Origin of the sequence: Phreatobacter cathodiphilus (assembly GCF_003008515.1) — a bacterium.
Lineage (GTDB): Bacteria > Pseudomonadota > Alphaproteobacteria > Rhizobiales > Phreatobacteraceae > Phreatobacter > Phreatobacter cathodiphilus.
Map to the genome: position 1 here is coordinate 2,858,913 of NZ_CP027668.1, position 22,506 is coordinate 2,881,418.

Consider the following 22,506-nt stretch of genomic DNA (forward strand, 5'->3'; position numbering starts at 1 on the left):
CGATCAGTCCTTCGCGAGCACCGCATAGACATCGCCGGAATTGGCGGCGTGGGGAAGACCCGCCAGATGGGCGGTCATCGTCGCCTGGTCGACGAAACGGCCGAAGGTCAGGTTCTGGCTTTCCCCCAGCGCCAGGTCGAAGCCGTAGGCGCCGAGCCCCGCCAGCCTGTCGAGGCATTCGAAGGCCACCTCGCGCTGGATGGTGGTGAACTCGAAGGAGAGGGCCGGAATAGGCTGCGACAACCCCTCCAGCACGTCGGCCTCGAAGCCCTCCACGTCGATCTTGGCGAAGTTCGGCACGCCGTAATCCGCCACCAGCCGGTCGAGGGTGAGGCAGGGCACGGTGATCTCGCGGTCCCAGACCTGGCCGTGCCAGCCCTCCGCCCCCGCCGCCGAGGCGACGAAGGCGTGGGAGGCGGTGCTGACCGTCGGGTTGGCGGTGTTGATGCTGAGCTTGAGTTCGCCCTCGGCGCCCCCGCAGGCGGCGCGCAGCAGCGTCACCCGCGAGTCACCCTCGAACAGCCGGGCGATGACGTCGGCCGGGCCCGGCTGCGGCTCCAGCGCCACAACCCGCGCACCCAGGCGGCGGAAGCTGGCGACGCGGTCGCCGACATGGCTGCCGATGTCGAAGGCGAGGCCGCCCTGCGGCACGAAGCGCCGGTAGAGCGCGTCCATGGCGGCGCCCTTGGCGGTGTCGCCGTGATAGGTGACGACCGACTTCGCCACGGCCACGGCTTCGGCGATGCGCTGGTCGAGGGACATCATGACGCGCGCGCCCGGGCGATCTCGTCCGGCATGGCGAACTCCTCGGGAATGCCGCAGAAGCGGGTGGCGACGAAGAGCCGGCCGAGGCGCGGCGAGGCCGTGATCACGGCGAAGGGCACCGCGACGAGGAATCCGGCGGTGAGCGGCAGCGACCAGAGCGCCGCGGCGGGCGAGGCGCCCCACAGCAGGCCGAAGACCACCAGGCCGAAGGCCATCTGCGGCCAGAAGGCGTCCCAGGCCTCGCGCCAGGTCAGCGCCATGGCGTCGCGCTGCTGGCCGCCCCAGACCACCGACTTGCCGAAGGCGAGGCCGATCATGAAGACGGTGATGCGGAAGGAGGTGAGCGCTCCGAGCAGGAAGGAGAAGACGAGTTCCGTCGCCGCCGCCGTGAGGAAGCGCAGCCGCCCGCCATAGCGGGCCGTGCCGCCGTCGCTCATCAGCACGTCGGCGAAACCCGCGATCTTGGGCATCAGGTACATCAGGAAGAAGACCACATAGACCGTCGCCGCGAAGCCGACGGGGAAAGCCTCGCGGCTCGGCCCGTGCCAGGCGAGGAAGGGCGAGAGCGCGATCATCAGCGTCCAGGCCGGCACGCCGACGAACATCAGGATAGCCCAGACGAGCTGGAAGCGGCTGATCGGCTTCAGGCCCGGCTGGTCCAGGAGCTTCACGTACTGCATGTTGCCCTGGCACCAGCGCACGTCGCGGCGCGAGAATTCGAGGATGGTCGGCGGGTTCTCCTCCCAGGAGCCCTCCTCCACCGGCAGCACCCGCACCTCGTAGCCGGCGCGTCGCATGAAGGTCGCCTCCACCTGGTCGTGGGAGAGGATGTGGCCGCCGAGCGGCGGAGAACCGCCGAGCACCGGCAGGTGACAGTCCTCCATGAAGGGGCGGATGCGCACCAGCGCATTGTGCCCCCAGAACGGACCGCAATCGCCCACCCACCAGGCCTGGCCCATGGTGTAGGCGCGCATGCCCTGGCGCATGCCGAACTGGAAGATGCGGGCGAAGGCCGAGGCCGAGGGCATGCCCACCACGAGGCTCTGCAGGATGCCGATCCGCGGATGGGCCTGCATCATGCGCACATGCTTCACGATGGTGGCGCCGGCCATCAGGCTGTCGGCGTCCAGCGGCAGCATCAGCTCGTAGCGCGAGCCCCAGCGGTCGAGGAAGTCGCGCACGTTGCCCGCCTTGAAGCCGGCATTGTCGGTGCGGCGGCGATAGACCACCCGCCCCTCGCCGGCGAGCGAGGCGAAGGCGGCGGCCGCCTTCTCCTCACGCTCGGCGATCTCGGGCCGGTTGGTGTCGGAGAGGATGAAATAGTCGAACTGGCCGCCCTCGCCGGTGGCGTCGATGCTCTCCTTGACGATGGCGAGGCGGCCGATGGCACGCTCGGGATCCTCGTTGCGCAGCGTCATGAACACGGCGGTGCGGATGGCGAGGGACGTAGGCACGTTGCCGGCGACCGCGAAGGGCGCGACCTCCGCCATGGCGTTGCCGTCCCGATGCAGCAGCCAGAGGCCGATCAGCGCGTTCCAGAAGCCGAGGACCGTCCACGGCGTGGCGATGGCGAAGGCGAGCGCCAGCACGACGTCGACCGGCGTCCAGCCGCCCGTGCCGAGGATCGACCAGGCCGCGCCGTTCAGCAGAAGCCAGGTGACGACGTTCAGCGCGACGACGAGGAGCCGCCGCCGGCGCAATTCTGCCGTGGACTGGACACCCGTCGGCGTCGTAGAGCCCTGCTGCGAGGCGGTGCCGCCGGTCGTTGCCGGAAACGGCGAGAGATCAGTCATCGATGAGCCTCCGTCGCCCGAAGCGGGCGGCGAAACGGGAGAAGCAGCATGGCGGCGAATGCCCGAGCCCTCTGGTACGTCTCGCGCCGGACGGTAGACCTGCGCGACACAACGCTGGATGAACGCGGACCTTCGGATGCCGAAATACGCATGATCTATAGCGGTGTCAGCCGTGGCACGGAAAGACTCGTCTTCAACGGCCTTGTCGCCGCACCGGAACGCGAGCGGATGCGCTGTCCGATGCAGGAGGGAGACTTTCCCTTCCCGGTGAAATACGGCTACTGCGCCGTCGGCGAGGTGGAGGCCGGCCCGGACCATCTCGTCGGCCGCACCGTCTTCACCCTGGCGCCGCACCAGACCCGCCTCCTCGCCCCCACCGACCGCGTCTCGGTCGTGCCGGTGCCCGAGGCCGTCCCCGCCCGCCGCGCCATCCTCGCCGCCAATATGGAAACGGCGCTGAACGCGGTCTGGGATTCGGGCGTCGGCCCCGGCGACCGCGTCGTGGTGGTCGGCGGCGGCGTGCTCGGCCTGCTCGTCACCTTCATCGTCTCGCAGATCCCGGGCACCGAGGTGACGTTGGTCGACCCCGAACCCTCCCGCCGCGATTTCGCGAAGCTCTTCGGCGTCAAGTTCAGCAAGCCGCTGGACGGCCCGGCAGACTGCGACGTCGCCTTCCATGCCTCCGCCACGTCCGCGGGCCTCGCCTGCGCCCTCGCCTGCTGCGGCGACGAGGCGACCGTCGTCGAGCTCTCCTGGTTCGGCGACCAGGACCCGGCGGTGCCGCTCGGCGCCGGCTTCCATTCGAAGCGGCTGAAGCTGATCTCCTCGCAGGTGGGCATGGTCGCCACATCCAGGCGGCCGCGCTGGTCCTATGCGCGGCGGTTGGAAAAGGCGCTGAGCCTCCTCGCCGACGACCGCCTCGACCAGCTCATCACCGCCGAGGTAGCCTTCGGCGACCTGCCAGCCGCCCTGCCGACAATCCTCGAGCCCGGCGCGCCCGGGCTCATGACGGCGGTGCGCTATGGCTGATCAGGCCGCGGATCGGGAGTTCGTCCCACCGCTCGTTCCGGAACTGGTGGTGACGGATCTCGACCGCAGCCTCGCCTTCTGGCTGGACGTCATGGGATTCCGCATCCGCTATCAGCGCCCGGAGCACCGCTTCGCCTATCTGATGCGCGGTGCCGCCCACGTCATGCTGGTCGAGCGGCGCCCGCCCGATCACGCCCGCGGCGAGACCTGGACGGGCGGCGCCCTCGAACCGCCATTCGGCCGCGGCATCAACTTTCAGATACAGGTCGACGACGTCGGTCCGGCGCTCGCCCTCCTCGCGCAGAAGAACTGGCCCCTGTTCCGTGAGCCGAGGGACGCCTGGTATCGTAAGGATGATGTCGAAGTGGGCCAGCGCGAGGTGATGTTCCAGGATCCGGACGGCTATCTCGTTCGTTTCGGTCAGTTCCTGGGCCAACGCCCTCTCTCCGCCTGACAGTCTTGGAGACACCCATGTATTCCGTCGAAGTCCGCGACCGCATCATGATCGCCCATTCCCTGCCCGATCCCTTCTTCGGGCCGGCCCAGGGCAAGCACGGCGCGAGCTTCGTGGTCGACGTGGCCTTTTTCCGCGAGACGCTGACCGCGCAGAACGTCGTCGTCGACATCGGCGCGGCGCTGGACGTGCTCGGCAAGACGCTGAAGCGGCTCGCCTACCAGGACCTCGACACGCTGCCCGAATTCGCCGGCCAGCTCACGACCACCGAATTCCTCTGCAAATACGTCTTCGACCGCATGGCCGAGGCGGCGGCCTCGGGCGCGCTCGGGGCGGACGCCGCGGGCCTCGCCAAGATCCGCGTCACCCTCCACGAACACGACCTCGCCCGCGCCACCTTCGAGGCGCCGCTTGCCCGGCGGGCCTGATCCCGTGCGGCTTCGCGGGCGCCTGACATGACCCGGGCGGTCTTCGCCATTCCCGGCGACCTCGCGACGCCGACCGGCGGCTATCGCTATGACCGGGAGGTGCTGGCGAGAGCCGGCACCAGCGGCGTCGACCTCGTCCACCTCGCCCTGCCCGGCAGCTATCCCAACCCTTCGGCCGACGATCTCCTGCGGACTGCCGGCGCCCTCGTCTCGCTGCCCGCCGGCGACGTCCTGCTCATCGACGGCCTCGCCTACGGCGCCCTGCCCGAAAGCATCTGCCTCTCGATCAAGAGCCCCATCGTGGCGCTGGTCCACCATCCCCTGGCGCTGGAGAGCGGCATTCCGCCGGAGGCGGCTGCGCGGCTCCGTGCCAGCGAGCGCACGGCCCTCGCCCATGCCCGCGCCGTCATCGTCACCAGCCGCTCCACCGCCCGCATTCTCGCCGAAGACTACGACGTCGCGCCCGACCGCATCACGGTGGCGGAACCCGGCACCGAACCGGTCCCGCGCGCCGGCGGCTCGGGCGAGCCGGCTCCCGTGATCCTGGCGGTCGGCGCGCTCTCGCCGCGCAAGGGTTACGACGTCCTAGTCGAGGCGCTCGCCCGGCTCGGGGGCGAAGCCTGGCGCCTGGTGATCGCCGGCGCCCGCGACCGCAGCCCCGACACCGACGCGGCCTTGCAGGCCGCCGTCGCCCGCCACGGGCTCGCCCGGCGGATCACCCTCGCCGGGGCCGTCAGCGACGCCGAACTCGACCGTCTCTACGACGGCGCCGACATCTTCGTCCTGCCCTCGCGCTACGAGGGCTACGGCATGGTGCTTGGCGAGGCCATGGCGCGCGGCCTTCCCATCGTCACCACCACCGGCGGCGCCGCTGCCGAGACCGTGCCCGAAGGCGCGGCCATCAAGGTGCCGCCCGGCGACGCCCGGGCGCTCGCCTCCGGCCTCTCCCGCCTCATCGCCAGCCGCCGCCTGCGCGCCGACTACGCCGACCGGGCCTTCAGGGCCGGCGAGGCCCTGCCCGGCTGGGACGACACGGCGCGCATCGTCGCCGGTGTCCTCGCCCGCGCCGGTGCCGACCCGGGCCATCCCGCGACGCAGGAAGGATCCTCTCGATGAGCTTCTCACCCGAATGGCTCGCCCTGCGCGAGCCGGCGGACCACGCCGCCCGCTCGACCGACCTCATGGCCCGCCTCGCTCGACACTTTGCCGGCCGGGACCGCATCAACGTCGTCGACCTCGGCTGCGGAGCAGGCTCGAACCTGCGCGGCACCTTCGCCGCCCTGCCGGACGTGCAGGACTGGCGCCTCGTCGACTATGATCCCGCCCTTCTCGCCGCCGCCCGCGCCCGCCTTGCCGCCTGGGCCGACGAGGCCCACGCCGACGGCGACCGCCTCCTGCTGCGCAAGGACGGCAAGGCCCTCTCGGTCGCCTTCCACCAGGCCGACCTCACCCGCGATCTCGCGACGGCGCTCCCCGAGAGCGCCGACCTCGTCACCGCCGCGGCGCTCTTCGACCTCGTCTCGCCCACCTGGATCGACGGCTTCGTCGCCCACCTCGCGCGCCGGCGCCTGCCGCTCTACACCGTGCTGACCTATGACGGCACCGAGCGCTGGGACCCGCCCCATCCGGCAGACGCGGCCATGCTGGCGGCCTTCCACGCCCACCAGGCGACCGACAAGGGCTTCGGGCCCGCCGCCGGCCCGAAGGCCACCCGGGCCATGGCCGAGGCCTTCGCGGCCGCCGGCTACGACGTCGCCCGCGCACCGAGCCCGTGGGAGCTCGGGCCCGCCTTCGCCGATCTCGCGCGCGAGCTGGTGACCGGCTTCGCCGGCGCCGTCCGCGAGACCGGCCGCGTTCCGGAGGCGGACATTGCCGGCTGGCTCGCCGCCCGCAGGACCCGCGTCACCTGCCATGTCGGCCACGAGGATCTCTTCGCCGTTCCGCGCTGACGCCCGGACGCACGAAAGCCCCGGTGCATGGCCGGGGCTTTCATCTGACGAGGCCTGGAGGGAAGCCCCGCAGATCGGGGGTCTGCGATCACTCGCAGACGCGGACGGTGCGGCGCTCCGGGCCGTAGGGGCCGTCGACCCAGCGGCGGGTCAGGTAGCAGTCGGAGGCGTAGGCGCGGGAGTTGGCGGCGGCGATGGCCCCGCCGACGATGAGGCCGGTGGCGAGGGCACCGACGCCGAAGCCGATGTGGCGGCGGTGGAACGGGCCGGCCTCGGCCTGGGAAGCGACGCCGACCGACATGGTGGCGACGGCGAGGGCGGCGATGGCGAAGGTCTTGAAGCGGTTCATGGCAGGTCCCCTTGGGTCCGGTGTGGGGCTCGTTGCGCCCCGATATCCATGGGTCGCGGCCTGCCGGAAAAAGGTTCGGGCCCGCCGCGTTTTTTTTTTCGCAGCGGGCCCGAGGATGGAAACGGTGGTGCGCGAGTCGCTACTCGGCGGCTTCGCCAGAGCGGCGGCCCGCCGCGTCCTCCACCGCCTGTTCGGCGGCGTCCAGCGTCTTCAGCGCCTCGGGGCGCGGCATGGAGATGATGTTGTAGCCGGAATCGACGTGGTGGATCTCACCGGTCACCCCGCCGGAGAGATCCGACAGGAGGTAGAGGGCCGAGCCGCCGATGTCGTCCAGCGACACGGTCTTGCGCAGCGGCGCATGGCGCTTCTGGAAATTGAACATCAGCCGCGCATCGGAAATACCGGCTCCCGCCAGCGTCCTCACGGGACCTGGCGACAGCGCGTTGACGCGGATGCCGAGCGGGCCGTAATCGGCGGCGAGATAGCGCACCGAGGCCTCGAGCCCCGCCTTGGCGACGCCCATGACGTTGTAGTTCGGCATGACGCGCGTCGAGCCGCCATAGGTCAGCGTCAGCATGGTGCCGCCCGGCTGCATCAGCGCCGCCGCCCGCTTGGCGATCTCCGTGAAGGAGAAGCAGGAGATCACCATGGTGCGCGAGAAGTTCTCGCGGGTGGTGTCGGCATAGCGGCCCTTGAGCTCGTTCTTGTCGGAAAAGCCGATGGCGTGGACGACGAAGTCGAGCCCGCCCCAGGTCTCCGCCAGACGGGCGAAGGTGGCGTCGACGCTGGCGATGTCCTCGACATCGCAGGGAATCACCAGCGGCGTCCCCAGGCTCTCCGCCAGCGGCTTGACGCGCTTGCCGAGCGCCTCGCCCTGATAGGTGAAGGCGAGTTCCGCGCCGTGGGCCGCGAGCGTGCGCGCGATCCCCCAGGCGATGGAATGGTCGTTGGCCACTCCCATGATCAGGCCGCGGCGGCCCTTCATCAATGCGGTCACGCGTGACCTCCTCGCTTCATTGTCGGCGTCCGGGCCGCGAGCGACGACCCGCAGATGGGGATGCGCGAAACGGTCTGTCCACATGGGCGTCCCTTGCGAGGTGACGGGTCCACGAGGCTTGCCATTCTTCTGCGACCGTCCGGTGACGGCGCGCTCATGCGTCCACGTGCTTGAGAACGATGGTGGCGTTGGTGCCGCCGAAACCGAAGGAGTTCGACAGGACCACGCCGAGCTTCGCATCGTCGATGCGCTTGCGCACGATGTTCATGTCGGCGACCTCCGGGTCGATCTCCTCGATATGGGCGCTCTCGCAGATGAAGCCGTTGTTCATCATCAAGAGCGAGTAGATCGCCTCCTGAACGCCGGTGGCGCCCAGCGAATGGCCGGTGAGCGACTTCGTCGCCGAGATCGGCGGGCTCTTGTCGGCACCGCCGAAGACTTCGCGGATCGCCTCGATCTCCTTGAGGTCGCCGACCGGCGTGGAGGTGCCGTGCGGGTTGATGTAGTCGACCTTCGGGCCGACGCCCTGGAGCGCCATCTTCATGCAGCGCACCGCGCCCTCGCCCGAGGGGGCCACCATGTCGTAGCCGTCGGAGGTCGCGCCATAGCCGGCGATTTCGGCATAGATCTTCGCGCCGCGCGCCTTGGCGTGCTCGTACTCCTCCAGCACCACGACGCCGGCGCCGCCGGCGATGACGAAACCGTCGCGGTTGGCGTCATAGGCGCGCGAGGCGGTGGAGGGCCGGTCGTTATACTTGGACGACATGGCGCCCATGGCGTCGAACAGCACGGAGAGCGTCCAGTCGAGCTCCTCGCAGCCGCCGGCGAACACCACGTCCTGCTTGCCCCACTGGATCATCTCGTAGGCGTTGCCGATGCAGTGATTCGAGGTCGCGCAGGCCGAGGAAATCGAATAGTTCACGCCCTTGATCTTGAACCAAGTGGCGAGAGTCGCCGAGGCCGTCGACGACATGGCCTTCGGCACGGCGAAGGGGCCGACGCGCTTGGAATTGCCGCTCTCCTTGGCCTTCTCGTAGGCGTCGATGAGGGCGCGGGTGGACGGGCCGCCCGAGCCCATGATGATGCCGGTCCGCTCGTTGGAGATGTCCGACTGCTCGAGGCCCGAATCGAGGATCGCCTGGTCCATCGCGACGTGATTCCAGCCGGAGCCGCCGCCGTGGAAGCGCATGGCGCGACGGTCGAGGATGGAGGCCGGATCGAGCGTCGGCGCGCCCGAGACCTGCGAGCGGAAACCGTGCTCGACGAAGGCGGGATCGAGCGCGATACCGCTCTTGGCTTCGCGGAGCGAGGCCAGGACCTCGTTGGTGTTGTTGCCGATGGACGACACGATGCCCATTCCGGTGACGACGACGCGGCGCATGGGGGCCTCTTGCGTTGCGGACCGCGGGGCGGCCCTGGAATCTCGGTGCGGGCGATCAGGCGGCCGTGGTGAAGAGGCCGACCCGCATGTCCTTGACCTCATATATGCGCTTGCCGTCCGCCTCCAACCACCCGTCGGCGATGCCGAGCACCAGCTTCGACTTGAAGACGCGCTTGAAGTCGACGCCGTAGACCACCTTCTTCGTGGTCGGCAGCACCTGTTCGGAGAATTTCACCTCGCCGACGCCGAGCGCGCGGCCGCGTCCCGGCAGGCCGAGCCAGCCGAGGTGGAAACCGGTGAGCTGCCACAGCGCGTCGAGGCCGAGGCAGCCCGGCATGACCGGGTCGCCCTTGAAGTGGCAGGGGAAGAACCAGAGGTCCGGCCGGATGTCGAACTCGGCGACCACATGGCCCTTGTTGTTCGCCCCCCCGGTCTCGCCGATCGAGGTGATACGGTCGAACATCAGCATGGGGGGCAGGGGAAGCTGGGCGTTTCCGGGACCGAACAGCTCGCCCCGGCCACAGGCCAGGAGCTCTTCGTAGGTGAAACTCGACTTGCGTTCGGTCATTGCGTGCAGGATCCGCCTTGTGTCGGCCGGTCTCCCGGCGCCGATCGGGCTGCTGTCTAACACAGGGGTTCAGGAGGGGCAAAAGGCCTGCCGGCTCCGCCTGAGGGGGGAGACGGCCGTCCGGAACCACCCGCCTCGCCGCCCGCGCCGGCGCGGGCGTCTTGCGAACAGATCGCAATGTTCCTAGAATGGCATCATGACTGTCCGAACCCTCATCGACGTGACCTATCAGGACGCCGTACCGCCCGCGGACGGCAAGCTGTCGGCGCATGACCGCGTCAGCCTGCTGCAGAAGACGGGCTGCCCCATCCACGACGTGCGCACCATGCTGCGCGAGGTGGGCCTGCGCCCGACCCGCCAGCGCATGGCGCTCGGCTGGATCCTCTTCGCCAAGGGTGACCGGCACGTCACCGCCGAGATGCTCTACGACGAGGCCACCAAGGCGCGCGTGCCCGTCTCGCTGGCCACCGTCTACAACACGCTGCACCAGTTCACCGAGGCCGGCCTGCTGCGCGAGATCGCGGTGGACGGGTCCAAGGCCTATTTCGACACCAACCTGTCCGACCATCACCACTTCATCGTGGAAGGCGAGACGACGGTCTTCGACATTCCCGGCCCGCACGTGGCTGTGGACAAGCTGCCCCAGGCCCCCGAGGGCTACGAGGTGGCACGCGTCGACGTGGTGGTGCGCCTGCGCCGCAAGGACGGCCAGGACAACTGATCACCCTTCCGGGTTTGCCGACCGAGGGCCACCGCCACGGGCGCGTGGCCCTTTTTCGTGCGGGTCTGCGTCAGGCCTCGGCGGCGATCAGCGCGGCGCCCACCGACAGCGGAACCGTCAGGGCGAGGTAGCCTGCGGCCTTGGCCAGCGCCGCCGCGATGATCGGCGGTCCGAGTTCGGCCAGGCCGAGGAGCCGGGTGGCGGCGATGGCGGCCGCCGTGCCCAGCACCATCGCCGTGCAGATGACGGCCGTGGTCCGCTCCGAGCGGCGGAACAGTTCGCGCCCGGCGGCGGCGAAGCCCACCGCGCCGCCGAGGGCCGAGGCGGCCAGCGCCGTCGCCGCGGCGAGCATCACCACCAACACGGTGAGCCCGGCCAGGGTGGCGATGGCACGCAGCAGGGTGGCCGGCCAGCGGGCGCCGCTCTCCGGCTCCACCGTGGCGATGCCGATGTCCAGCGCGCCGACGAGGGCGAGCGCCGCCAGCAGCCCGACCAGCGCCATGACGGCGCTCTCGGCGCTGATCCGCGCGGTCATGGCGAGGAGGTGGCGGATCGGGGCGAGGGTCCTGCCCGTGCGGCCGGCGAGCCGGAGCGTCGAGACATGGGTGCCGAGCAGCACGGCGAGATAGAGGCTCGCCAGCGCCAGCGCGGCGAGCGGCAGCTTCCAGAGGACGGCGAGCCGCACCTGCAGCATGCCCTCGGTGATGACGCCACAGGCCAGCGCATAGGGCAGGACGTGCAGCGCGACACGCCAGCCCGCATCCCCCGACAGGCGGAGGAAGCGGGCGGCGAAGGAGGATGGCGCGGTGGTCCCGGTCACGCCGTCATCATGACCAAAAGGCCGCCGCGAGGCGAGGCGCTCAGAGCAGCACCTCGATGAGGAACGGACCCTTTCGGCGGTTGGCCGCGGCGAAGGCGTCGGCGAAACCCTCCGCCGTGTCGACCCGCGTCGCCTCCACGCCCATGCCGCCGGCGAGCTTCACCCAGTCGAGGTTGGGATCGCCGAGCGAGAGCATGTCATGCGCCTTCCGGCCGGGATTCTCGGCGCCGACATTGGCGAGCTCGCCCTTGAGGATGGCGTAGGTCCGGTTGGCCCAGATGCAGACCGTGACGTCGAGGCGCTCGCGCGCCATGGTCCACAGCGCCTGCAGCGAGTACATGCCCGAGCCGTCCGCCTGCAGGGCGACGACCTTGCGGTCGGGGCAGGCCACCGCCGCGCCGACGGCGAGCGGCAGACCCTCGCCGATGGCGCCGCCGGTCAGCGACAGCCAGTCGTGCGGCGCCGCGCCGTGGGTGTCCTTGAAGAAGTTGCGCCCCGTGGTGACCGATTCGTCGGTGACGATGGCGTTCTCCGGCAGCAGATGACCGAGAACCGCCGCGATCGAATCCTGGTTGAGCGCGCCGGTCGGCAGGTCCGGCCGCTTCGGCGTGTTGAGGACCGGCGTCGCCTTGTCGGCGCCGAGGCGCTCGGCGAGGCGGGCGAGCGCATCCTCGGCGTCCTCGCCCGGCGTCGCCAGCGTCACGACCTCGGCCTCCGGCGGATAGAGGATCGAGGGCTTGTTCGGATAGGCGAAGAAGGCGACCGGGGCCTTGGCTCCGACCAGGATCAGATGCGTGACACCCTTGGTGGCGGCGAGCGCCACGTCCACCGGATAGGGCACGCGCTCCAGCGCCATGCGGCCGACGCCGCGCTCGATGCGGCCGTTCGAGCCCTCGGCACGGATCTGCGCGCCGGTCTTGGCGACGATCTTCGCCGCATGGACCATCGGCTTCTCGCGCACCGCCCAGGTGCCCATGACGATCAGCGGCTTGCCGCCCGCCTCGATGGCCCGTGCGGCGGCCTCGACGGCATCCTCGGACACCTTGGCGGGGGCCGCGACCGGAGCGGTCTTGGCCGGGCCGGTGCCCTCGGTCCAGGCCGTATCGGCCGGCAGGATGAGGGTGGCGATCTGCCCCGGTGCCTGCATGGCGACGTTGATCGCCTCGGCGCCGTCGGCCGCCACGTCCTTGGCGGACATGGAGGTCTTGACCCAGTGCGACATGGTGCCGGCGATGCCCTCGATGTCGGAGGTCAGCGGCGCGTCGAATTCGCGGTGATAGGTGGCGTGTTCGCCGACGATGTTGACCACGCCCGAGCGCGCGCGCTTCAGGTTGTGCAGGTTGGCCAGCGCATTGCCGAGGCCGGGGCCGAGATGCAGCAGGGTCGAGGCGGGCTTGTTGGTCATGCGCCAGTAGCCGTCGGCGGCGCCCGTCGTCACCGTCTCGTGCAGGCAGAGCACGCAACGCATGCCGTCGACCCGGTCGAGGGCGGCGACGAAATGCATCTCCGACGTGCCGGGATTGGTGAAGGCCACCGTCACGTCACCGGCAACGAGGGTGCGCACGAGGCTCTCGGCCCCGTTCATCGACTTGGTCATGGGTCTTGGTTCACTTCATCGGAGAGAAGGCGGTGGGAACCAGGATTCGGTTTTCCATCCGCAGGAGCAGCGGCGTCGCCGCGTCGAGATAGTCGCCCCAGTTGGGAGCGACCGCCAGCTTGGCGCGCCGCTGCTCGCGGTCCGCCATGCTGTCGTATTTCCACAGGTGCACGACCTGGTTGAGCGTGCCGATCTCGGTCACGAAGAAGCCGACGGGATCGCCGAGGATCGGCCACTGGATCGGCTTGGCCAGCCTCTCGTAAACCTCGAGGAAGGCCTTCACCTTGCCCGGATGCGTCGTGTAGGTGCGCTCGTCGATGATCATGGACGTGTCTCCCCGGAAATGTGTCAGGACCCGCGCAGGCCGATGCGCTGGCCGCCGTCGACGGTGACCGTCGTGCCGGTCATGAAGGCGCCGGCTTCCGACAGCAGCAGCAACAGCGCGCCATCGAGATCCTGCTCGCGGCCGAAGCGGCCGACGGGGATCTCCTTGGTCATCTCGGCGCCCTTGCCCGAGGTGAGGTAGTCGCGGTTGATGTCGGTGACGACGTAGCCCGGCGCGATGGCGTTCACCCGGATGCCCTTGAAGGCCCATTCCAGCGCCAGCGCCTGGGTCATCTGGATCACCGCCGCCTTGGAGACCGCGTACGACGCGTTGCCCTTGCCGACCCCGTAGCCGAGGATCGAGGCGATGTTGACGATGGCGCCGTGCTTGCCGGCCTTGAGCAGGCGCTGCGCCGCCTCGCGTGCCGTGAAGAAGACGCCGTCGAGGTTGGTCGCCATGGTCTTACGCCAGTCCTCGTCGGAAATCTCCGCGGCCCGTCCCGGCACGGCGATGCCGGCATTGGCGACGACGGCGTCGACGGTGCCAAAAGCCTTCTCGGCGGCGTCGAACGCGGCGGCGATGGAGGCGGTGTCCGTGACGTCGCCGGAGACGGCGATCGCCTGTCCGTCGTCGCGGCGGATGGCCTCGGCCACCCCCTCGACCTTCTCCGCCCGGCGGGCGACGGCGACGACCGATGCGCCGTGCTCGGCGAGGGCCATGCAGAAGCGCGCGCCGAGTCCGGTGCCGGCACCGGTGACGAGAGCGACGCGCCCACTCATGTCCAGAATGTTCTTCGGCGCCATGTCTGCGTCTCCCCTGGTCGGCGCGCACACTGGCAAGGTGACACCGCGCCCGCAAGCGGGCCGGGCGGAGGACAGCGATGCACGGACTCCAGGCCGCAGGGCGGGCCTCTTGACGTCGCGCGCGTGAAGGCCGCATGTCGCCATGCTGCCCCGCGGCAGCGCGTACCGAAGTACCAGAGGCTTCATGCGACTGCCGACTTTCGCCCGCCGTGACGCGCTCAAACTCATCGCCGCCGCCGGGGTGTCGTGGCCCGCGCTGGCGCAGGCGCAGCAGCCGCCCGCCGGCCAGCCGCAGGCCGCCTCGCCCCAGCCGCAGGCCCGCTTCGGCTTCGAGGAGGTGGAGCGCCGCGCCCGCGACCTCGCCGCCCTTCCCTACGAGGCCCCGCGTCCGGACCTGCCACAGTCCCTGACGGCGATGAACTTCGACCAGTACCGCGACCTGCGCTTCCGCCCCGAGCGGTCGCTGCTGCAGCAGGGCGGTGGCGCCTTCCGCATGCAGATGTTCCACCTCGGCTTCATCTACCGCACGCCGGTGGTGGTGAACGTCATCCGCGACGGCATCTCGACCCCCGTGCCCTATGCCGCCGCCCTGTTCGATTACGGCCGCAACCGCTTCGAGCGGCCGCTGCCCATCGACCTCGGCTTCGCCGGCTTCCGCATCCACCACCCGCTCAACGACCCGCGCATCCACGACGAGCTCATCTCCTTCCTCGGCGCGAGCTATTTCCGTTTCCTCGGCCGGGGACAGAAATACGGCCTCTCGGCCCGCGGCATCGCCGTCAACACGGCGGGGCCCGGCCAGGAGGAGTTCCCGATCTTCCGCGAGTTCTGGGTCGACACGCCCCCGGCCGAAGCCCAGTCCTGCCACATCTACGCCCTGCTCGACGGCGAGAGCCTCACGGGTGCCTTCCGCTTCACCGTCTTCCCGGCTCAGGAGACCGTGCTCGACATCCGCTGCACGCTGTTTCCGCGGCGGCCGATCCCGAAGCTCGGCGTCGCGCCGCTCACCTCCATGTTCTTCTATGCGGAGAACGACCGGCGCTCCTTCGACGACTTCCGCCCCGAGCTGCACGATTCCGACGGCCTGCTGATCCATTCCGATACGGGCGAGTGGCTCTGGCGCCCGTTGCGCAACCCGCGCCAGGTCGAAGTCTCGCAATTCGTCGACCGCCAGGTGCGCGGCTTCGGCCTCATGCAGCGCGACCGCACCTTCGAGCACTACCAGGACCTCGACCTGAACTATGAGCTCAGGCCGAGCTACTGGGTGGAGCCGCGCGAGGGCTTCAGCGAGGGTCGCGTCGAGCTCGTCGAGATCCCCACCACCGACGAGACCAACGACAACATCGTCGCCTATTGGGTGCCCAACCGGCCGGTGGAAGCCGGCCAGACCCTCACCTTCTCCTATCGCCTGGTCTCGACCATGAACGAGGCGCGCCTGCATCCCGGCGGCTTCGCGCTCAACACCTTCCGAACCCGCCCCGTCGCGCTGGGTTCAGGGGAACAGGCCCCGCCCAACGCCGCGCGCTTCATCGTCGACTTCGCCGGCGGCGACCTCGAATATCACCTGAGCCAGCCGGACGCGGTGCAGGTCGTGCCCTCAGCCAGCAATGCGCGGATCACCCGCACCTTCCTCATTCCCAATCCGCAGACCCGCGGCTTCCGCGCCGGCATCGACGTCGTCGGCGACCCCGGCCAGACCGCCGATCTGCGGGCCTTCCTGCGCACGGGCAACAGGGCGCTGACCGAGACCTGGACCTTCCCCTGGAAGGTCGACTGAGAGCGCAGACGACAAAACGCCCGGCACGATGGCCGGGCGCTGCATGTCCGTGACGGAGAGTCCGTCAGCGAATGATGTGGACGACGCGACGGTCGGTGGGGTTCACCAGGTAGAGGTTGTCGCCGACCACCACGTAGCGATACTCGGTCATGCCGACATTGGCGGGGAACGACCGGAGTTCGACGGTGCCAGGCAGGACGGTGCCGCGGTCGACCGTCATGCCGTTCGGCAGGACGACGGCGGCCGGACGCTGCGACTGCCAGTAGGAGCGGATCATGCGCTGCTGCTCCTGGTTCGGAGCATTGATGTTGCCGGTGTTGCGGGGCGCATTGGCGTCCGGACGGCCACCCGGCGCGCTGCCGCCGGTCTGGGCGTAGGCGGCGGTGCTGGCGGCGAGAGCGATGGCGGAAGCCATGATCAGTTTCTTCATGGAAGCGTCTCCATTGGTGGGCCTGGGGGCGTGAATCCCGGCCGCGTTGAGGGGAATGAGGACCGCATCTCCCGATCGTCGGGAGCAGCGGGGCCGTCGCTTCATCAACGTGGGGTCGCTTCCGGAGTTCCGGTTTCAAATGTGACCATACCGCGGCGGAAGGCACGCCGACTTGGCGCTCTGCCCGGCCGGCGGCGCCGTCACGCGGCGTCGCGCTGCCGCATGGGGCCGCGCCGAAGGGTGCCGACGAAGTCGTGGACCTCGGTGGCGAGGCGGCCGGCCTCGTCCGACAGTCCGGCGGAGGCCTGACGGGTCGTCTCAGCCAGTGTCTCGGTCTCGGCGGCATTGTGGGTGACGCCCTCGACGTCGCTGCCGATGCCGCGGATGCCTTCCACCGCCTCCTCGATATGGGCCGCGATACCCTGGGTGGCGCGGGCCTGGGCGTCGACCGCGGCGGCGACGTCGCGGGTGATCTCGTCGACCTCGGCGATGATCCGCCCGACTTCCGAGATCGCCTCGACGGCTGCGCGGGTCGCGCCCTGCACGTCGGCGATATGGTCCGAGATCTGGCTGGTCGCCTTTGCCGTCTGGCCGGCCAGCGACTTCACCTCTGAGGCGACCACGGCGAAGCCCCGCCCGGCTTCGCCCGCGCGCGCGGCCTCGATGGTGGCGTTGAGCGCGAGGAGATTGGTCTGGGCGGCGATGGAGGTGATCAGCTCCACCACCTGGCCGATGCGCTCGCCTGCCTCGCTCATGTGGCTGATGGTGCTGGACGCCTGCGACGCCCTGTCGACGGCCATCCGTGCGATCTCGGCGGATCGGCCCACCTGATCGCCGACGCTGCGGGCGGAATCGGTCAGCTCCGCGGTGGCCGAGGCGACCTTTTCCATCGTGTCCGTCGCCGCCTGCGAGACCTCGGCGACCGAAACGGCGCGCGCTCGCGTCTCGCCGGCGCCCGCGATCAACCGCCCCGCAGTCTCGCCCATGGCGTTGGAGGCCGCCGAGACGCTGCCGACGATGGAGGCGATCATCGTCTCGAACTTGCCGGTCTCCACGGCGAAGCCGCCGACCCGCGCCTGGATTGCCACCATCGCCTCGTTGATGGTGCGGGCGGCCTGCAGCAGAGCGCCGTGCAGGCCTTCCTCGCGGATGCGGCGGAAATATTTGTTGGCGCGCACCGCCTGCATGGCCGCTGCCGATTCCCGCACATAGGCGTCGCAGCAGTCGATCATGCGGTTGGCGCCATGCATCATCCGGCCCACGGCGCCGCGGTCGGTGACGTGCAGAACGCGGGCCTCGAAGTCTCCCCGAGACACTGCTTCCATCACCGCGGCCGTGCGCAGGATGTCCCGCCGCAGGGCGGCGAGGAACCAGCCGGTGCCCGCCAGGGCTGCGAGAGCGAGGATGCCCGCGCCACGAGCGGCCGTCTCCGCCCCCAACCATGTCAGCACCAGGCCGGCGAGCACGGCCGCGCCGGCCACACCGGCCGAAACGGCGATCCTAGAGAGCGAGGACGAGTTCATCATAGCCCACGGCCTTCGAGGTGACGAAATCCGCCAGCGCCCTGGAACTGGCCGCCAGCGCTTCCTTGCCGTTGCGATGGCTCGCCTCGAGGCGCAGCAGGTCGGCATAGATCGGAGCGATGGTGTCGATGACGGAGCGGCGGGGGACGCGCCGGTTCGAATGGAAGGCGACCAGTCGGCCCTGCGCATCGTAGGAGGGCGTCACATGGGCGAAGACCCAGTAGTGGTCGCCGCTCTTGGCCATGTTCTTCACGTAGGCGAAGACCTCCTCACCCTGGAACAGCATGTCCCAGAGGAGCTTGAACACCGCCCGCGGCATGTCCGGATGGCGGATGACGCTGTGCGGCTGGCCGAGGAGCTCGGCCTCGCTGTAGCCGGCTATGGCGAGGAAAACGTCGTTGGCATAGGTGATCCGCCCCTTCGTGTCGGTCTTGGACACGATGATGTCGGCGGGATCGAAGAAGACCTCACGCCCGGTGGGCTTGATGTCTCTGACCATGGAACGAGACTCCGGTGAGGCCCCATGACTAGGGCCGCAACGGTGAATTCCCGGTTACCGGATGGTATTCACGTGCGCGAAACACCGAAGGGCCGCGACGCGCCCCCGGTCCGCGGGGCGGCGCGCCGCGTCAGCCTGAGATTTTTTCGAAGCCCTTGCGGATCTTGTCGATGGGCAGGTCCCGGCCGATGAAGACGAGACGGCTTTCGCGCTTCTCGTCGGCCTTCCAGTCGCGCTGGTGGTCGCCGTCGAGGATCATGTGCACGCCCTGGAAGACGAAGCGCTGCGGATCGTCCTTGAAGGCGACGATGCCCTTGCAGCGCAGGATCTTGGCGCCCTCGACCTGCGTCAGGTCCTGAATCCAGGGGAAGAATGTGTCCGGGTCGAGCGGCTTGTCCGTCCTCAACGACACCGACTGCATGTGCTCGTCGTGATAGTGCTTCAGGCCGTGGCTCGGATGGTCGCAATCCGGCCCGGTATGGTCATGGTCATGATGGTGATGATCGTGGCCGTGGTCATGGCCGTGATGATGATGGTCGTGGCCATGATCGTGATCGTGGTGATGGCCGTCGTCCTTCTGCAGGAAGGCCGGCTCGATCTCCAGGATGCGCTCGAGGTCGAAGGCGCCGCGCGACAGCACGGCGTCCAGCGGCACCGCGCACTTCTGCGTCTTGTGCAGCACCGCATAGGGATTGATGGCGCGGATGCGGGCCTCCACCTCGCGCAATTGCGCCGGGGTCACGAGGTCGGTCTTGTTCAGGAGGATGACGTCGGCGAAGGCGATCTGGTTCTTCGCCTCGGGAGCGTCCTTCAGCCTGTCGAGGAGCCACTTGGCGTCGGCCACCGTCACCACGGCGTCGAGCGCGGTGCGCGAGCCCACCGCCTCGTCGACGAAGAAGGTCTGCGCGACGGGGGCGGGATCGGCGAGGCCGGTGGTCTCCACGATGATCGCGTCGAACTTGCCCTTGCGCCGCATCAGGCCCTCGATGATGCGGATGAGATCGCCGCGCACGGTGCAGCAGATGCAGCCGTTGTTCATCTCGAAGACTTCCTCGTCGGCGCCGACGACGAGGTCGTTGTCGATGCCGATCTCGCCGAACTCGTTGACGATGACGGCGAAGCGCTTGCCGTGGTTCTCGGTGAGGATGCGGTTGAGAAGCGTCGTCTTGCCGGCGCCGAGATAGCCGGTCAGCACGGTCACCGGGATCTTCTGAAGGGCGGCGGTGGTGGGGGACGCGTCGGTCATGGTCGTTCCATCGGCCTGAAGGGGTCTGCGCTCATATAGGCGAGCGGCGGTCGCTGCGGAATGGGCGATCAGCCCTGCGCCATGGCGCCGGCGATCTGGCGGGCGTTGTGGCGCATCATATCCACATAGGTGGCCGCCGGCCCGCCGGCGTCCGACAGCGCGTCGGAATAGAGCTTGCCGCCGATCTTCGCCCCCGTCTCCGCCGATATGCGCTGGATGGCGCGCGGATCGGAGATGTTCTCCATGAACAGCGCCTTCACGTTGCCCTGGCGGATCTGGCGGATCAGCGCCGCGATCTGCCGCGCCGAGGGTTCGGAATCCGCCGACACGCCGCGCACGGCGAGCACGTCCACCTCATAGGCCTTGGCGAAATAGCGGAAGGCGTCGTGGGTCGTCAGCAGCCGGCGCTGAGCGCGCGGGATGGCGCCGATCGCCGCCCGGATCTCGGCGTCGAGCGCCGCCAGCGTCGCGTCATAGGCCGCCGCGTTGCGGGCGAAGGCCTCCGCCTGGGCCGGTGCCGCCTCCGTCAGGCCGCTCGCGATGGCCTTCACGTAGAGCCGCGCATTGGCGACGCTCTGCCAGGCGTGGGGATCGTTGGCGCCGTGCGCATGGTCGTGGGAATGCCCGTGTCCGTGGGCTGCCTCGGCCTTCAGCGGCGTCACCCCGGTGGAGGCGGTGGCGACCTTGGCGCGCGTGCCGGAGGAGCGCACCAGCCGTGTCATCCAGCCCTCGAAGCCGAGCCCGTTGACGACCACCAGCCGGGCCGCCGCCAGCGCCCGCGCATCCGCCGGGGTCGGCGCATAGGAATGGGCGTCGCCGTCGGGTCCGACCAGCGCGGTGACGGCGACATGGTCGCCGCCCACCTGCCGCACCATGTCGGCGAGGATCGAGAAGCTCGCCGTCACCGGCAGGGGCGTCGATCCCTGGGCCAGGGCCTGCCGCACGCCGAAGGGCGCGGCGAGAAGAAGGGAGACGGCGTGACGACGGGTGACCATGCGAAGCGTCCTCTGATCGGGACTTCAGGCCTCGCGGTGCCGGGCCGGCCAGTAGGTGGGCACCAGACCACCATGAGGGCCGAAGACGAGCGACACCAGATAGACCACCCCCGCCATGAGGACGATCGAAGGGCCCGAAGGTGTCTCCATGTTATAAGATAACACCAAGCCTGCATAGCCCGAAGCGATGCCGAAGCCGACCGCGATCGCCGCCAGGGAGGTGACGTCGCGGCCCCAGAAGCGCGCGGCGATCGCCGGCAGCATCATGAGGCCCACGGCCAGAAGCGTGCCGAGGGCATGGAAGCCGGCCACGAGGTTCAGCACGACGAGGCCGAGGAAGACGAGATGCGACGGCGCGCCCGAGCGCGACACCGATCGCAGGAAGCCCGGATCGACGGAATCGAGCACCAGCGGTCGCCACAGCAGCGCCAGCGCCACCAGCGTCACCGTGGTGATGCCGGCGAGGAGGTAGAGCGTAGGATCGTCGAGCGCCAGAACGGAGCCGAAGAGGACGCGGAACAGGTCGACGTTGGAGCCGCGCATGGAGACGATGATGACCCCCAGCGCCAGCGAGATGAGGTAGAAGGCCGCCAGCGAGGCGTCCTCCTTCAGCATGGTGAAGCGCGCCACCAGACCCGCAGTCAGCGCCACGGCGAAACCGGCGGCGATGCCGCCCATGGTCATGGGAACCAGGGCCAGGCCGAAGAGGAGATAACCTGCCGCCGCGCCCGGCAGGATGGCGTGGGCCATGGCGTCGCCCATCAGCGACATCCGCCGCAGCATGAGGAAGACGCCGACCGGCGCGCCGCCCAGCGACAGCGCGATGGCGCCGACGAGAGCGCGGCGCATGAACTCGAATTCGACGAAGGGGCCTATGAAGACGTCATACATGCCGGGGACGGGCTCCGGCCGGCCGTTCGGGGGAGCGCATCGCCGTCACGCCGCCTCGGTGCAGATGCCGGCATGGTCGTCGAAGGCCTCCGTCATGCGCCGGGCCGCCAGCAGGTTCTCCGGCGTCAGCACCTCGTCGGTCGGCCCCCAGGCGATGGCGCGGCGCGCCAGCAGCAGCGATTGCGGGAAGGCCTGGCGCACCGTCTCCATGTCGTGGAGCACGGCGACCACGGTGCGCTGCTCCGAATTCCAGCGGCGCACGAGGTCGAGGAGGTCGGCGCAGGTCTTGGCGTCGATGGCGGTAAAGGGCTCGTCGAGCAGGATCAGCCGGGCGTCCTGCACCAGCAGGCGGGCGAAGAGCATGCGCTGCAGCTGGCCGCCGGAGAGCGTGCCGATGGTCCGCGCCTCGAAGCCCGTCAGCCCGACGGCGGCGAGCGCCTGCTCGATCGCCTGGCGGTCGGCCTTCGACAGCCCGCCGAACAGACCCGTGCGGCGCCACAGGCCCATGGCGACCAGTTCGAAGACGGTGATGGGGAAGCTGCGGTCGATCTCCGCCGCCTGCGGCAGATAGGCGATGGCGTGCCGGTCGGACCGGGTCATCTCCACCGCCCCGCTCAGCGGGCTGATCGCGCCGGCGAGGCCCTTGAGAAGGGTCGACTTGCCGGCCCCGTTCGGGCCGACGACGGCGAGCATGGCGCCCGCCTCGATCCGCCCGTCCAGATGGTGGACGGCGGGATGGCGGTCGTAGCCGAGGGTGAGGTTGCGGATCGTGACGGCTGACATGGCGTGCTCAGGTCATCGCCCAGAGGGCGAGCAGCCACAGCGTCGCCGCCATGGCACCGGCGGCGAGAAGCCGCCCGGGCGCCGAGAGGGTCAGGGCCGAAACCACCCGGAGCGCCGGACGCGGCGGCGCCGCATGGGCATGCGCCTGAGCGTGATCGTGCGAATGGGCATGGGCATGGTCGTGACCGCCTCCATGGACGTGCGCATGGGCATGGTCGTGCGCATGGGCCTCGCGGCGGCTGACGGTGACGGGTTGGGCGGCCAAGGGCGTGGAGGTCCGGGTCTCGGTGAGCGACAAGTTATATAGTAGCAGCGGGGCGGCGTCCAACGGCTGCGGTTCCGGGAGCGGCTGCATGATGAACGGTCTCTGCCGGCGCCCTGCC

At 69.7% G+C, this 22,506-nt stretch carries 25 protein-coding genes; 7 read left to right on the forward strand and 18 right to left on the reverse strand.

From position 1 onward, the window contains the following. Positions 1–3: 3 nt before the first annotated feature. Positions 4–765: an FkbM family methyltransferase gene (locus tag C6569_RS13785; RefSeq protein ID WP_106749395.1), complete on the reverse strand. Its 762-nt coding sequence runs from the start codon at positions 763–765 to the stop codon at positions 4–6. Continuing rightward, positions 762–2,558 carry a glucans biosynthesis glucosyltransferase MdoH gene (mdoH, locus tag C6569_RS13790; RefSeq protein ID WP_106749396.1) on the reverse strand — a complete coding sequence of 599 codons (1,797 nt, stop codon included), beginning with the start codon at positions 2,556–2,558 and terminating at the stop codon, positions 762–764. The genes C6569_RS13785 and mdoH overlap by 4 nt, the downstream gene beginning before the upstream one ends. 150 nt (positions 2,559–2,708) lie before the next feature. On the opposite strand from mdoH, the gene C6569_RS13795 reads away from it, so the two are divergent. The 5 genes from C6569_RS13795 to C6569_RS13815 are packed head-to-tail and all read left to right on the forward strand — an operon-like array spanning position 2,709 to position 6,418. After that, on the forward strand, positions 2,709–3,587 hold the full coding sequence (locus tag C6569_RS13795; RefSeq protein ID WP_245898101.1) for a zinc-dependent alcohol dehydrogenase: 879 nt from the start codon (positions 2,709–2,711) through the stop codon (positions 3,585–3,587). Beyond that, entirely contained in the window at positions 3,580–4,041 is a 462-nt protein-coding gene (locus C6569_RS13800; protein ID WP_106749397.1) for a bleomycin resistance protein, read from the forward strand. Before C6569_RS13795 ends, C6569_RS13800 begins: the two co-directional genes overlap by 8 nt. A gap of 17 nt (positions 4,042–4,058) precedes the next feature. After that, the gene (locus C6569_RS13805) at positions 4,059–4,469 is read left to right on the forward strand and encodes a 6-pyruvoyl trahydropterin synthase family protein (RefSeq protein ID WP_106749398.1); all 411 of its coding nucleotides are present in this window, start codon (positions 4,059–4,061) and stop codon (positions 4,467–4,469) included. Positions 4,470–4,496: 27 nt separating this feature from the next. Next, the gene (locus C6569_RS13810) at positions 4,497–5,585 is read left to right on the forward strand and encodes a glycosyltransferase family 4 protein (RefSeq protein WP_106749399.1); all 1,089 of its coding nucleotides are present in this window, start codon (positions 4,497–4,499) and stop codon (positions 5,583–5,585) included. Beyond that, positions 5,582–6,418, forward strand: a complete 837-nt coding sequence (locus C6569_RS13815; RefSeq protein WP_106749400.1) for a class I SAM-dependent methyltransferase — start codon at positions 5,582–5,584, stop codon at positions 6,416–6,418. Before C6569_RS13810 ends, C6569_RS13815 begins: the two co-directional genes overlap by 4 nt. Positions 6,419–6,506: 88 nt before the next feature. Here the strand turns inward: C6569_RS13815 and C6569_RS13820 are convergent, their stop codons facing one another. From C6569_RS13820 to fabA, 4 genes are all read right to left on the reverse strand, one after another. After that, positions 6,507–6,767 carry a hypothetical protein gene (locus C6569_RS13820; protein WP_106749401.1) on the reverse strand — a complete coding sequence of 87 codons (261 nt, stop codon included), beginning with the start codon at positions 6,765–6,767 and terminating at the stop codon, positions 6,507–6,509. Between the two features lie 139 nt (positions 6,768–6,906). After that, complete coding sequence (gene fabI / locus C6569_RS13825) at positions 6,907–7,764, reverse strand: enoyl-ACP reductase FabI (RefSeq protein ID WP_245898102.1); 858 nt, start codon at positions 7,762–7,764, stop codon at positions 6,907–6,909. 154 nt (positions 7,765–7,918) lie between these two features. Further along, on the reverse strand, positions 7,919–9,145 hold the full coding sequence (gene fabB, locus C6569_RS13830; RefSeq protein ID WP_106749403.1) for a beta-ketoacyl-ACP synthase I: 1,227 nt from the start codon (positions 9,143–9,145) through the stop codon (positions 7,919–7,921). Between the two features lie 55 nt (positions 9,146–9,200). Then, complete coding sequence (gene fabA, locus C6569_RS13835; protein WP_106749404.1) at positions 9,201–9,713, reverse strand: 3-hydroxyacyl-[acyl-carrier-protein] dehydratase FabA; 513 nt, start codon at positions 9,711–9,713, stop codon at positions 9,201–9,203. A gap of 196 nt (positions 9,714–9,909) precedes the next feature. Between fabA and irrA the strand changes: the two genes are divergently transcribed. Next, the gene (gene irrA / locus C6569_RS13840; protein WP_106749405.1) at positions 9,910–10,434 is read left to right on the forward strand and encodes an iron response transcriptional regulator IrrA; all 525 of its coding nucleotides are present in this window, start codon (positions 9,910–9,912) and stop codon (positions 10,432–10,434) included. Between the two features lie 70 nt (positions 10,435–10,504). On the opposite strand, the gene C6569_RS13845 is transcribed toward irrA, so the two are convergent. From C6569_RS13845 to C6569_RS13860, 4 genes are read right to left on the reverse strand one after another with little or no spacing between them, the layout of a single operon-like run. Continuing rightward, complete coding sequence (locus C6569_RS13845) at positions 10,505–11,254, reverse strand: hypothetical protein (protein WP_106749406.1); 750 nt, start codon at positions 11,252–11,254, stop codon at positions 10,505–10,507. A 40-nt stretch (positions 11,255–11,294) separates the two neighbouring features. Next, entirely contained in the window at positions 11,295–12,839 is a 1,545-nt protein-coding gene (locus tag C6569_RS13850) for an acetolactate synthase large subunit (protein ID WP_106751044.1), read from the reverse strand. A gap of 22 nt (positions 12,840–12,861) precedes the next feature. Next, complete coding sequence (locus C6569_RS13855; protein ID WP_106749407.1) at positions 12,862–13,176, reverse strand: NIPSNAP family protein; 315 nt, start codon at positions 13,174–13,176, stop codon at positions 12,862–12,864. Positions 13,177–13,199: 23 nt separating this feature from the next. Beyond that, positions 13,200–13,979, reverse strand: coding sequence for an SDR family NAD(P)-dependent oxidoreductase (locus C6569_RS13860; protein WP_106749408.1), 780 nt, complete (start codon positions 13,977–13,979; stop codon positions 13,200–13,202). A 184-nt stretch (positions 13,980–14,163) separates the two neighbouring features. Here C6569_RS13860 and C6569_RS13865 point away from each other — a divergent pair, with 184 nt between their 5' ends. Next, positions 14,164–15,756, forward strand: coding sequence for an OpgD/OpgG family glucan biosynthesis protein (locus tag C6569_RS13865; protein WP_106749409.1), 1,593 nt, complete (start codon positions 14,164–14,166; stop codon positions 15,754–15,756). Positions 15,757–15,820: 64 nt separating this feature from the next. Here the strand turns inward: C6569_RS13865 and C6569_RS13870 are convergent, their stop codons facing one another. The 8 genes from C6569_RS13870 to C6569_RS13905 all read right to left on the reverse strand — a co-directional run bounded on the left by C6569_RS13870 (position 15,821) and on the right by C6569_RS13905 (position 22,388). Beyond that, entirely contained in the window at positions 15,821–16,186 is a 366-nt protein-coding gene (locus C6569_RS13870; protein ID WP_181313751.1) for a DUF1236 domain-containing protein, read from the reverse strand. 200 nt (positions 16,187–16,386) lie between these two features. Then, positions 16,387–17,712 carry a methyl-accepting chemotaxis protein gene (locus C6569_RS13875; protein ID WP_106749411.1) on the reverse strand — a complete coding sequence of 442 codons (1,326 nt, stop codon included), beginning with the start codon at positions 17,710–17,712 and terminating at the stop codon, positions 16,387–16,389. Further along, positions 17,687–18,208: a PAS domain-containing protein gene (locus C6569_RS13880; protein ID WP_106749412.1), complete on the reverse strand. Its 522-nt coding sequence runs from the start codon at positions 18,206–18,208 to the stop codon at positions 17,687–17,689. Before C6569_RS13880 ends, C6569_RS13875 begins: the two co-directional genes overlap by 26 nt. Positions 18,209–18,338: 130 nt before the next feature. After that, on the reverse strand, positions 18,339–19,454 hold the full coding sequence (locus C6569_RS13885) for a CobW family GTP-binding protein (RefSeq protein WP_106749413.1): 1,116 nt from the start codon (positions 19,452–19,454) through the stop codon (positions 18,339–18,341). 68 nt (positions 19,455–19,522) lie between these two features. Next, a complete protein-coding gene (locus C6569_RS13890) occupies positions 19,523–20,449 on the reverse strand; it encodes a metal ABC transporter solute-binding protein, Zn/Mn family (protein ID WP_106749414.1) in 927 nt (308 codons plus the stop codon). 24 nt (positions 20,450–20,473) lie between these two features. Next, positions 20,474–21,340 (reverse strand): metal ABC transporter permease, encoded by an 867-nt coding sequence (locus C6569_RS13895; protein ID WP_106749415.1) that lies wholly within the window; start codon positions 21,338–21,340, stop codon positions 20,474–20,476. Between the two features lie 45 nt (positions 21,341–21,385). After that, positions 21,386–22,123: a zinc ABC transporter ATP-binding protein AztA gene (gene aztA, locus C6569_RS13900; protein ID WP_106749416.1), complete on the reverse strand. Its 738-nt coding sequence runs from the start codon at positions 22,121–22,123 to the stop codon at positions 21,386–21,388. 7 nt (positions 22,124–22,130) lie between these two features. Beyond that, positions 22,131–22,388 carry a hypothetical protein gene (locus C6569_RS13905; RefSeq protein ID WP_106749417.1) on the reverse strand — a complete coding sequence of 86 codons (258 nt, stop codon included), beginning with the start codon at positions 22,386–22,388 and terminating at the stop codon, positions 22,131–22,133. Positions 22,389–22,506 lie beyond the last annotated feature (118 nt).

Coding starts and splice junctions, on each gene's coding strand:
- C6569_RS13785 (WP_106749395.1), bottom strand. CDS start 765: ATGATGTCCCTCGACCAGCGCATCGCCGAAGCCGTGGCCGTGGCGAAG.
- mdoH (WP_106749396.1), bottom strand. CDS start 2,558: ATGACTGATCTCTCGCCGTTTCCGGCAACGACCGGCGGCACCGCCTCG.
- C6569_RS13795 (WP_245898101.1), top strand. CDS start 2,709: ATGATCTATAGCGGTGTCAGCCGTGGCACGGAAAGACTCGTCTTCAAC.
- C6569_RS13800 (WP_106749397.1), top strand. CDS start 3,580: ATGGCTGATCAGGCCGCGGATCGGGAGTTCGTCCCACCGCTCGTTCCG.
- C6569_RS13805 (WP_106749398.1), top strand. CDS start 4,059: ATGTATTCCGTCGAAGTCCGCGACCGCATCATGATCGCCCATTCCCTG.
- C6569_RS13810 (WP_106749399.1), top strand. CDS start 4,497: ATGACCCGGGCGGTCTTCGCCATTCCCGGCGACCTCGCGACGCCGACC.
- C6569_RS13815 (WP_106749400.1), top strand. CDS start 5,582: ATGAGCTTCTCACCCGAATGGCTCGCCCTGCGCGAGCCGGCGGACCAC.
- C6569_RS13820 (WP_106749401.1), bottom strand. CDS start 6,767: ATGAACCGCTTCAAGACCTTCGCCATCGCCGCCCTCGCCGTCGCCACC.
- fabB (WP_106749403.1), bottom strand. CDS start 9,145: ATGCGCCGCGTCGTCGTCACCGGAATGGGCATCGTGTCGTCCATCGGC.
- fabA (WP_106749404.1), bottom strand. CDS start 9,713: ATGACCGAACGCAAGTCGAGTTTCACCTACGAAGAGCTCCTGGCCTGT.
- irrA (WP_106749405.1), top strand. CDS start 9,910: ATGACTGTCCGAACCCTCATCGACGTGACCTATCAGGACGCCGTACCG.
- C6569_RS13850 (WP_106751044.1), bottom strand. CDS start 12,839: ATGAACGGGGCCGAGAGCCTCGTGCGCACCCTCGTTGCCGGTGACGTG.
- C6569_RS13855 (WP_106749407.1), bottom strand. CDS start 13,176: ATGATCATCGACGAGCGCACCTACACGACGCATCCGGGCAAGGTGAAG.
- C6569_RS13860 (WP_106749408.1), bottom strand. CDS start 13,979: ATGGCGCCGAAGAACATTCTGGACATGAGTGGGCGCGTCGCTCTCGTC.
- C6569_RS13865 (WP_106749409.1), top strand. CDS start 14,164: ATGCGACTGCCGACTTTCGCCCGCCGTGACGCGCTCAAACTCATCGCC.
- C6569_RS13870 (WP_181313751.1), bottom strand. CDS start 16,186: ATGAAGAAACTGATCATGGCTTCCGCCATCGCTCTCGCCGCCAGCACC.
- C6569_RS13875 (WP_106749411.1), bottom strand. CDS start 17,712: ATGATGAACTCGTCCTCGCTCTCTAGGATCGCCGTTTCGGCCGGTGTG.
- C6569_RS13880 (WP_106749412.1), bottom strand. CDS start 18,208: ATGGTCAGAGACATCAAGCCCACCGGGCGTGAGGTCTTCTTCGATCCC.
- C6569_RS13885 (WP_106749413.1), bottom strand. CDS start 19,454: ATGACCGACGCGTCCCCCACCACCGCCGCCCTTCAGAAGATCCCGGTG.
- C6569_RS13890 (WP_106749414.1), bottom strand. CDS start 20,449: ATGGTCACCCGTCGTCACGCCGTCTCCCTTCTTCTCGCCGCGCCCTTC.
- C6569_RS13895 (WP_106749415.1), bottom strand. CDS start 21,340: ATGTATGACGTCTTCATAGGCCCCTTCGTCGAATTCGAGTTCATGCGC.
- aztA (WP_106749416.1), bottom strand. CDS start 22,123: ATGTCAGCCGTCACGATCCGCAACCTCACCCTCGGCTACGACCGCCAT.